The organism is Citricoccus sp. (assembly GCF_035445025.1).
Classification (GTDB): Bacteria; Actinomycetota; Actinomycetes; order Actinomycetales; family Micrococcaceae; genus Citricoccus.
This window is the reverse complement of sequence record NZ_DAOMPX010000066.1, coordinates 1-9,855: the sequence shown is the minus strand read 5'-3', so window position 1 is coordinate 9,855 and position 9,855 is coordinate 1. Positions and strand designations below refer to the sequence as shown.

Here is a 9,855-nt window from a genome sequence, read left to right as displayed (position 1 = left end):
GCCCCGGCCCGCAACCCCTCCACGCCGGAGCGGTCACTACATACCGTCTAGATCCAGCGGCACGTCGCGGTAGTAGCGTTGCAGCGCGTCACCAAGCCAGCGGTCGACCTCATCATGCCCGAGGGACGCGATGTGTCGAACGGCGTCGTAAATGAGTGGTGCCGTCTCGTCAGAGCGGTCGGCATCCGCGAAGCCCATCAAGAAATTAGCGGCGTATGCTGCATTGTGTTCCGGCGTTAGTTGGAGTGCTAAGCCGGCAAAGCGACTCGGGTTTGCAGCGGCTTCCTTACGCAGGACACTCGACAGCTCGCGGGCCCCACCAGTGAAGGTGCCGTAATTCGTTTCGTCAGAGTTGTACCTGCTCATGGCCTTAAGCCACTGCTCATCGGTCATCTTGCTCGCTGCTTGCGGCCCGATTGGCGAGTCGATCGTGCCGCTAATGATGCCGCGCGGCTTCGACGGCGCGTGTTCCTGGAATTTTCGGCGGTACTCGGCCAGCCGACGTCTGCCATCTAGACTTAGTCGCTCTTCCTCAAGAGCCGAAAGCAACGTGAACGCGGACCGTCCGAAACTGTATCGACTTTCGTTTGTGTTGTGCAGGTCTCGGAACTTGTCTTCAAGCTGCCGGTGAACCTCGTCGCTAAGGTGCGGCGCAACCGCATGGACCAACTCGCGCGTGGCCCAGTCGGAGTCCGACATGTAACCGCAATCAAGACGGGTGCCACCTTCCAGAATCAGAGTTGCCGCCCAATCGGCGAAGTTGGTAGCACCAGCAGTCAGCGCCCGGTAGAGCAAGAACTGAGCCGCATCGTGCGGATCGGCGGCTAGTTCTTCGAGAAGCGGTCGGACTTCGTGCGGTGAGGTCCGAGCAAGCATTTCGAGTGCACGAATTGAGCCAGTGAACAGCGCATCATCAAGCTTTCTGTCATCAAGCACGTCGACATCAAATCGCGCGGAGAAGTGTCGGTCAGGAATGGGATCATCGGGACGCGGCTCGTAGGCCGTGGCGGCCATGACCTGACGTAGATACGGAACGACAGTCTGGACGAAGGTCAGGGGCTCGGCTGCGGCGGCTTCGCGCGCCAGCTTAGCTGCGCCATACTCGCGAACATTGAGAAGAGCCACCCTCCCCCTCTCGTCGAGCTGAAGTCCTTGTGCGTGGTCGATGACCCGTGCCTCAATCAACTCAATTGCCCAAAGCGGCTTGTGCTCTGCAAGGTTGTGCGTCGCCAGCCACAGCTCATGCTCGGCGGCGTCGAAGCCACCTTCGCGCACCGCCGCGAGCAATAGGTCGAACAACGGGCGACTCTGATGCGCGTCGGAGAACCGAACGATCCAGCGCAGCCAGTCGAGGTACTCAGGCGCAGCCTGACGTGCACGTAAAAGCTCGGCGACCTCGCCCAGTAGCTCCATACTTGCGCTCATCATCAGGTTGATCGCACGTTTCCCAAGAATCGGCTCCCCGCTATCAAGCCAGGCCGTGATCGTGCCGTCCTCGTAGAACCTCCTGAACCACGGGGCGCGGCGTGTGTGCAACCAGAGTTGCTCCTCAAGCCGCGGCACCGTTGCAGCAACCTCGAAGATGACCTCGGCATCCTCGCTGGTCGGAACGATCAAGTTGGAGAGCACTGCGAGCACGGTCGCCTTGATGTGAAAACGCACCTGTTCACTCATCAACAGGGCTGATGCTTCAACGCGGAAACGCCCAGGCTCGCGATCATGGAGGTGCTGCAGGATCTGACGTACCTGCGCTCTGCGGAACAGTTCTTGCTCGTGTCGAAGCAGAAAGTCGACCAAGGACTCTGATCGCGACACCCACTGCCGAGCAAACGCATAGTCAAAGAACGTCTCGTGGAAGAACGCGATCCGATCGCCGTCACGTGCAAGGACGTGCTCCGAAACAAGCACGTTCGCATCCTCGATCAGGTCACCGTCATCAAGTATCTCGACCGGGACGGAGAGCGTCTGGCGGTCGCTTGCCGCGTTTGCGACCCGACTGATCACCTCGTTAAATCGCACATTAACTCGCCTTGCACGAGAGGTTTGTCGCTTACGCTCCCAATAGGCCTCAAACAGTGAGCCCTTGGATTGAAATGCCAGCGCTCCCTCTTGGCCTGCGATTGTCCTAAGTAGCACGAGGTGCATCGGAATTCGCAGGATCGATCGTTGGGAATCAGTCAAAACCGTCGCATCGAAACCCATCTCACTGACGGCGGCGTTGACTACGTCGCCAGAGAGAGGGCCAACCGACACCCTCACCGTGTCGGGCCGGTTAGCCAAAGACCGAATCCGATGGTCGTTGTCGATGTCGAACTCTCGGCAGGCGAGGATGACTTTGACGCCCGATACCGACAACGCTTCTCCAATGAGGTCCACAACGATGTCGAAGCTCTCGGGCATTCGTCCCGACGCAAGGCTGACCGCATCGAGCTGATCAATGACAAGAAACGCGTCCCGGCTTTCGGCAGCCAGTGCCAACACAACCGCCGGCGAGGTTTCTAGTCCAAGCTGTCGGCCTAAGTCCGTCGTGGAGGCAAACGACTCGAGGCGGTCAAGGCGAATCGCTAGCACTTCGGCGCCTGACGCTTCAAGTGACTCGACAGACTGCTCTAGAACGGAACTCTTACCCCCACCGGCCGTACCGGCCACAAAGCCCATCTGGCGATCGCGAAGCGCGTCGATAAGCTGAGGAGCTTCGGCTCGCTCAATTCGGGGCTGCAGCAATTCGCGTTGGACCGATTCGCGCCAACTGTTCGTGAGAGCACTGACTTGCTCGTGCGCGCTTTGGTGCGAGGCAGCCTCGAGCGGACGGATGTCTTGCTGAGTGAGTAGCTCCAGAAGCTCAGTCCGAGTAAGACGCCGGCCTAGGTTGTCGAGAAGGATGTCTCCGATCGCGAGAGCAATCAAATGCCCCGTCGCCCCACCCAACTGACGTCCGGCGAACATTGCGTTCATTCGGATGATGTCGTGCTCGTCCTGGACCGAGAACCACATGCCCCGCAAGGTGTCCCATGCGTTCTGCGGACTGCCAAGAATGCCTGTGGCAGACACCTGATCAAAGACAGGACGGAGCTCGCCTGTCAGCCAGGATTGAGTGAACGAAGTCAGATCGGACGACTTCCGAGCTCGCTCAGCCAACTCCTGCAACGGACGGCAAGGGACTAGAGATACGAAGTGAAACTTGCGGCCTGCCGCAACATGAGCGGCCGCCGCCTCGAAAACCCTGAGGTCAGCGAGAGACCGAACCGTCCAGCTATTACTGCTTCCATTCTGACGCTTGAGTTGGTGAACCTCAGTGGATGTACTGCTTACGAAGGTGAACTCCGCCCCTTTGCCGACTTCAATATCCACATCTTCGAGTGTCAGTGAATGGCGGTCATCAGCGATGCAGTAAAGCGCATGCCTAATTGCCCACGCTGCCTCGTACTTGTTGCCCAGCTTGTCGGCTTCACCACCCGGCCTCGGGCTCACTTCGACTCCAAACTGCAGACGAGCCGTATGCTCGTGCAGTTAATGTGCGTCAACATCACCAAGTCTCCTCAGCCAACGATGAGCCGTTGCGTTGACCCCAACGACTTTCTTTGTACTGGCTGGCGTCCATGCTGCCGGGAAGATCGTCACAGTTCGCCCGCAAAGATGCGTAATGATCGGACTTCTTATGCGCCACCGTCCGCCTTCCTGTTGATTTTGTCGGGTATGTCTAGTGCCCATTTCGCGCGTATTCAAACAAGTGATCGAAGGCAGGAAAAGCTGCTAGCGTGCGGTTTCGTTACGCGCTCATCTCAACACAGCCTCCCGATACTTGCACGATTAGCGTCACTTGGTTAACAGCACAAGGACTGTTCTCAGCGTCTCGGACGCAGCCATCGCTGCGTCGTATCCCTAGTGAGCACCACGGACCAAAACGTCGGCGACCGAGGGACCTATGATCTACGGTCGCGTTCGTGCCCACGTTTTGCCCACACTTTGCCCACAACTGGCCGGAATTCCACTAATCTCACCGCATCAGAAACCCCTGAATTACGGGGAAGTCCACGCTAGAGGAAGACTAAGGGAGGTTTCGAGTCCCACCGGGGGCACCATGGTTCCGACCGTCCACGGGACCGGGCCGGTCCTGGGGTGTCTCCGAGCCGCCGCCGGGACCTCCCGGCCGGGGGCGTCCCGGCCTACACTCGGGACCGTGACCCAGGCGAACCCGCCCTCACGTCTCTCCTCCTGGGCCCGGTACCGCGCACCTGAACCGCCCGCCGGTACCATCGGCAGGCCCCGCCTGCACGCGGCCCTGGAAGCAGCGACGGCACAGCACCCGGTGACGATCGTGGCCGCACCCAGCGGCTACGGGAAGACCACCGCGGTGGCGACCTGGGCCGCCTCCCACGCCGGTGCGGTCGCCTGGCTCTCGCTCAGTTCCGCGGACAGCGACCCCTCCGCGCTCACCTCCGGCATCGTGGAATCCCTCCAGGCCCTGCCGCCGCGCGGGGTGCGCTCCTCCGGGGCCTTCTCCGGCATCGACGCCGGAGGAGGCGTCAAGGCCGTGTACCGGCAGGTCTGCCGGGCCGCCCAGGACCTGGATGCGCAGGTCTACCTGGTGATCGACGACGCCCAGCGGGCCGGTGGGGGCCTGGGCGGCGGCCTGCTGGGCCTGCTCCTGGAGAGCAGGCCGGATCCGTTGCGCCTGGTCCTGGTGGGCACGTCGTTCCTCGAAGTGGCACTGTCCAGGGTCCTGCTCACCGACCCGGGGGCCCTCGTGTCCGGCGAGGACCTGGCCTTCGACGTCGAGGAGCTGTCCCGGCTGTGCGCGCACCTCGGGTCGGGGCTCGGGACCCGGGACCTGATGGAGGACTGCCAGGGCTGGCCCATCGCCACCCGCCTGGCGATCCTCGGGGGGCAGCGCCCCGCTCCAGCCGACCAGGACGCGCACACCCGGCTGGGGGACTACATCCGGGACCACGTGCTCGCGGCACTGCCCGGGCACCTGGCGTCGTTCATCATGACGGCCACCGCCTGTCCCGAGCTCACCCCGGACCTCGCCGTCGCGGTGACCGGGCGACCTGACGCGGGGACCCTGCTCGAGGACCTCGCGAGTCGCGGCATCTTCCTCCACCGCTTCGACCTGGACGGCAGGGTGGCCTACCGGTGGCACCCCGTCTTCGCCCGTCAGTGCGGACGTATCCAGTCCGCGGAGCAGGACTCACGGTGGCGGGAGGCGCACGCCCGGGCCGCCCGGTTCCTGGAGGCCACGGATCCGCTGGCATCCATGGGACACCTGGTGGCCGCCGGTGCGGTGGAGCGTGCGGTGGACACCCTGACCCGGCGGTGGGTCGGGTTGCTGGTGGACGACCAGGCCACCGCCGTGGCCCAGTGGTGTGCCGGCCTGCCGGACGGGGTGGCCGAGGACCCCCGCGTCCTGCTGGTGTGGGCCTGTGCCGAGGACATCATCGGCGAGCACCGGGTGGCCCGTACGCGCTTCGCCCGGGCCACCCGGCTGGCGGCCAGGACCGGTCCCGGTGGCAGCACCGGTCCCGACGGCGGCACCGGTGCGGTGCTACGCCTCGCCCGGCTCTTCCTGGTGGACGACCAGGCCGAGGCCCTGCGGGCCTGCGCGGACGGTCACGAGCTACTGGCCACCCCCCAGGCGCTGGACCGCCGGGAGCATGCCCCCGTGCTCTTCCTCCTCGGCTGGAACGCACTGCGTCTGCAGGTCCTTCCCGGCCTGGGCCAGGAGCTCCTCTCGGCAGCGGCACGGGAGGCGAGCGCACTGGGAGACCTCGCCCTGGAACGGCGCGCGCTCGGTCACCTCGCGTCCGCGGCGGCCTGGAGCGGAAACCACCGGCGGGCGCGCCAGGTGCTGGACCGGCTGGCGGCCCAGCGCGAGCCCCCGACGCTCACCGGGGCCTACTTCGGGAGCGGCGGGGGCGCCCTGGCGGCGGGCTGGCTGGCGTACTGGTCGGCGGACCACGCCACGGCGCACCGCGAGCTGCTCCGGGTGATCGAGAGCGGTGACTCGCGGATGTCCTTCACGGGCGTCGCGCGGATGGTGCTGGCGCTCAACGCCGCCGCCTCCCAGGACCCCGCGATGCGACGTCGGGCCGCAGCCGAGATCCAGGCCCTTCCCCCCGGAGACGTCCACGGCGTGGACCGGGCGGTGTTCCGGGACACCGCTGTGGCGGTCCTGGACGAGGCCGCCGGCCACCGCGTCAGGGCCGTCGCACTCGCCGAGAGGCACGCCGGGACCGCGGACCCGCCGTTCGTGGGGGTGGCCCTGTCCGGGATACTCCGGCGCGCCGGCGATCCGGCGGCCGCCCTGCACCTGCTGGCACACCACCGCTCCTCCTTCGGGATCTCCTACGTCCGGGTGGCCACCCGCGCCACCGCCGCACTCGTGCACAAGCACCGGGGCGAGCCGGACCTCGCGCACGAACTGTGCGAGTCTGCCCTGGACACAGCCACGGCGGAGGACATCCGGGTGCCCTTCTGCGACGGCGACTTGGACATGCGGCTGTTGCTCGCGGACCACCTCTCGCGCCGGACGCGGCACGAGGGCTTCATCACCGCGTGCCTGACGATGTCCCCCGCCGGTGGCGTGCTGGAGGCGCTGTCCGAGCGCGAGCGGGACGTCTTCCGGTTGCTGCAGACCTCCAGGACGGTCCGGGAGATCGCCGAGGAACTCTACGTGTCGGTGAACACGGTCAAGACCCATCAGCGCGCCATCTACCGCAAGCTCGGCGTCCAGAGCCGGCGTGAGGCCCAGAGGGTGGCTCCGTGACGGCGGGCCCGGAACGGTGACCGTCGCCGCGTCTCAGGCCGGGCCGTCGTCCGGGTCCTCGTCGTCGGTCCGCTCCTGATCGGACAGGGCCGCCTCCAGAGCGGCCTCCGCGGCCGCCGCCGGGACGTGGGCCACGGGAACGACCATCGCCCCCGGGTGCCTGAACTGGCGCTCCGGGGAGGACCAGGTGTGCTCGACGAGGATGATGGCCCAGCCGCCGGGGGTGACCATGGCCAGGACCTCCCGGATGTCCTGTTCCGTGATCATCCCCGGGACGAGGAGGTCGACGCCGGCCAGGGAGAACTCCTCGGCATCGACGTCGCTCCAGGAGACCCGGCCGTGGGCGGTGCGGCTGGCGACCACGAAGTCCAGCACCCGGACGCCTCCGGCACGGACCAATTCGCTCAGTCGCCGCAGCAGGTCCGGGTCCGGGCGGGCCTCGACGAGCCGGGCGGCGAGGAACTCCACCGGCCCCAGGGGCCCCGGCCAGGACGATGACCTCGGGACCATGGTTCTGCCTTTCTGGGGGATGCACCACGAGGGCGCGCCTCGGTGATCGCACAGAGGGTCACACGTCCCCGTACGGTCCGTCGGGGTGACTCACCTGGAACGGGCGAGCGGGCGGGCGCGGCCCCCGGCCCACGCTGCCGGTGTCCCGGCCCGGGGCCGTCCGGGCTCGCCCGGTCCGGATGAGCACCCCACCATCACCGTCCATGGGCGGGAAGCATCGAACCAGAGGACCGGTGTGCAGGGAACGCCTGCCGGCGAACGACCGTCACCGGCAGGCCAGGACACACGCCGGGGAAGAGGAACGGAAGAGGAAGGGAACACGATGCCTGAGTTCCGCTATGGACCCGTGGAGCTGTACCTCGTGGGGTTCGACTCGGATCGACCCGATGCCGGTACCTTCGGGGCACTGGCCGACCTGCTGGCCACCGGTGTCGTCCGGTTGCTGGACCTGGTGTTCGTCAGCAAGAGGGAGGACGGGGAGGTCGACGTCGTCGAGGTGGAGGAGGGGGAGGACCCCCTCGGACTGGCCACCGGGCCGGACCCCCTGGCCGGGGGGATCGTCGCGGACGAGGACCTGGCCGACCTCGTGGCGCCGATGGCGGCGGGGACCTCCGCGGTGGTCATGGCCATCGAGCTCACCTTCGCCAGGACCCTCACCGAGGAGCTGGCCCGGGCCGGGGGAGAGGTGCTCCGGGTCGAGCGCATCCCCGCGCCGGTGGTCAACGCGCTCGTCGACCTGTACGAACCAGTGGAAGGAAACTGACATGCCCCTCCGTCGACGTGGACGCCCTGGCATCATCGGACTCGCAGCCCGGACCGCCGTCGTGGCCGGGACCGCCTCCGCGGTCTCCGGTGGGGTCCAGGACCGCCGGGACCGACGGGCCCAGGCGCAGTTCGAACAGGACCAGTACGCGGCCGCCCAGCAGCAGGCGCAGGCCGACGCGGCCGCGGCCCAGGCCGTCGCGGCGCCGGCCCCGCCACCACAGGCCGTGCCGGCCCCGCCACCACAGGCCGCGCCCGCCGCACCGGCCGCCGGCGGGGCGGACGTGCTCGCGCAGCTGCAGCAGCTGGCCGAGCTGAAGCAGTCCGGCCTGCTCTCGGACGCGGAGTTCGCCGCCGCCAAGGCGAAGCTCCTGGGCTGAACCGGCTGAACCGGCTGACGGCGCCTTGCGCTGACAGCGGACGGACCGCGGATCCGCCCGCTGCCAGGTTGCTTTTCGGATGCGGACGGTAGACTGGAGCCAGCCCCCCACGCCTGACCCGCGAGGTCAGGCCGCACTACCGTGGACCGCACGCGATCAGCAGAGGAGATGGCCAGTGGCCAACCCCGTCTTCAACAGCAAGAACTTCCAGGAACAGATGCACTCCGGTGACGGCCGGGGCGGCGCCGCGACCCGGCAGGCACCGGGCTGGTATCAGGGCGGCCCGGGCTCCCAGCAGGGCCAGGGCTGGTACGCGGGCGGACAGCAGCCGCAGTACGGCCAGCAGGCCCCCCGGACCCCGCAGTACTCCCCGGAGCAGCTGGAGCAGATGTACGCCCAGCCGGCCGCCGGCCCCGCCGACACCGGGCGGATGAGCTACAACGACGTCATCGCCAAGACCATCATCACCCTGGGCCTCGTCCTGGTCGGTGCGGTGGTCGGCTGGATGATGCCGGCCCTGATGCTCCCCGGGGCTATCGTCGGCCTCGTGCTGGGCCTGGTCAACTCCTTCAAGCGTGAGCCGTCGCCGGTCCTGATCCTCCTCTACGCTGCCGCCGAGGGCCTGTTCCTGGGCGGCATCTCCCAGGTCTTCGAGCAGATGTGGCCGGGCATCGCCGTCCAGGCCGTGCTGGCCACGTTCTGCGTGTTCGCCGTGACCCTCGCGCTGTTCGCCTCCGGGAAGTGGCGGGTCTCCGCCAAGTCCGTGAAGATCTTCATGATCGCGATGATCGGCTACGCCCTGTTCTCGCTGGTCAACCTCTTCCTGATGCTCTTCGGCGTCACCGACGCCATGTTCGGCCTGCGCGGCGAGTTCCCGCTGCTCGGCCTGGGCATCGGCGTCCTGGCCGTGTTCCTGGCGGCGTTCTCGCTGGTCATGGACTTCACCGCCATCACCGAGGGCGTCAAGGCCGGGGCCCCGCAGAAGTACTCCTGGTCCGCGGCCTTCGGGCTCACCGTCACCCTGGTGTGGCTGTACGTGGAGATCCTGCGCATCCTGGCGATCCTGCGCGGCAACGACTGACCGTCCCGGACCGCCGTCCCGACGATCCCCACGATGACCGACGCATCCACGGTGGCCGCCATGCCCGCCTTCGGCGGGCCGGCGGCCACCGGCACGCAGTACGTCATTCGCCGCGGCGGGGCCGAGGCGACCGTGACCTCACTGGCCGGCGCCCTGCGCCACTACGAGGTGGACGGCACCGCCCTGGTGGAGACCTACGACGAGGACGAGCTTCCACCCTCCGCCTGCGGGATCCAGCTCTCCCCGTGGCCCAACCGGGTCCGGGACGGCCGATGGGAACTGGACGGGGTCACCCAGCAGCTGGACCTGACCGAGCCGTCGCGGTCCAACGCCAGCCACGGCCTGCTGCGGAACAC

The 9,855-nt window shown here is 67.0% G+C and carries 7 protein-coding genes; 5 read left to right on the top strand and 2 right to left on the bottom strand.

All coding sequences use genetic code 11. The annotated features are described in order from the left end of the window. Positions 1 to 36: 36 nt before the first annotated feature. Complete coding sequence (locus PLJ28_RS13715; protein ID WP_298045130.1) at positions 37 to 3,471, bottom strand: NACHT domain-containing protein; 3,435 nt, start codon at positions 3,469 to 3,471, stop codon at positions 37 to 39. 847 nt (positions 3,472 to 4,318) lie between these two features. Here PLJ28_RS13715 and PLJ28_RS13710 point away from each other — a divergent pair. Further along, positions 4,319 to 6,766: a LuxR C-terminal-related transcriptional regulator gene (locus PLJ28_RS13710; protein ID WP_324590247.1), complete on the top strand. Its 2,448-nt coding sequence runs from the start codon at positions 4,319 to 4,321 to the stop codon at positions 6,764 to 6,766. Positions 6,767 to 6,799: 33 nt separating this feature from the next. On the opposite strand, the gene PLJ28_RS13705 is transcribed toward PLJ28_RS13710, so the two are convergent. Continuing rightward, a complete protein-coding gene (locus PLJ28_RS13705; RefSeq protein ID WP_298045127.1) occupies positions 6,800 to 7,276 on the bottom strand; it encodes a DUF6325 family protein in 477 nt (158 codons plus the stop codon). 322 nt (positions 7,277 to 7,598) lie between these two features. Between PLJ28_RS13705 and PLJ28_RS13700 the strand changes: the two genes are divergently transcribed. The 4 genes from PLJ28_RS13700 to PLJ28_RS13685 form a co-directional block, all read left to right on the top strand. Continuing rightward, a complete protein-coding gene (locus PLJ28_RS13700; protein ID WP_183523767.1) occupies positions 7,599 to 8,039 on the top strand; it encodes a DUF6325 family protein in 441 nt (146 codons plus the stop codon). Position 8,040: 1 nt separating this feature from the next. Continuing rightward, positions 8,041 to 8,418 carry an SHOCT domain-containing protein gene (locus PLJ28_RS13695; RefSeq protein WP_298045126.1) on the top strand — a complete coding sequence of 126 codons (378 nt, stop codon included), beginning with the start codon at positions 8,041 to 8,043 and terminating at the stop codon, positions 8,416 to 8,418. Between the two features lie 175 nt (positions 8,419 to 8,593). Further along, positions 8,594 to 9,499, top strand: a complete 906-nt coding sequence (locus tag PLJ28_RS13690) for a Bax inhibitor-1/YccA family protein (RefSeq protein WP_298045125.1) — start codon at positions 8,594 to 8,596, stop codon at positions 9,497 to 9,499. A 33-nt stretch (positions 9,500 to 9,532) separates the two neighbouring features. Next, on the top strand, positions 9,533 to 9,855 hold a 323-nt coding region (locus PLJ28_RS13685; protein ID WP_502877090.1), incomplete at its 3' end, for an aldose epimerase family protein.

Coding starts and splice junctions, on each gene's coding strand:
- PLJ28_RS13705 (WP_298045127.1), bottom strand. CDS start 7,276: ATGGTCCCGAGGTCATCGTCCTGGCCGGGGCCCCTGGGGCCGGTGGAG.
- PLJ28_RS13700 (WP_183523767.1), top strand. CDS start 7,599: ATGCCTGAGTTCCGCTATGGACCCGTGGAGCTGTACCTCGTGGGGTTC.
- PLJ28_RS13695 (WP_298045126.1), top strand. CDS start 8,041: ATGCCCCTCCGTCGACGTGGACGCCCTGGCATCATCGGACTCGCAGCC.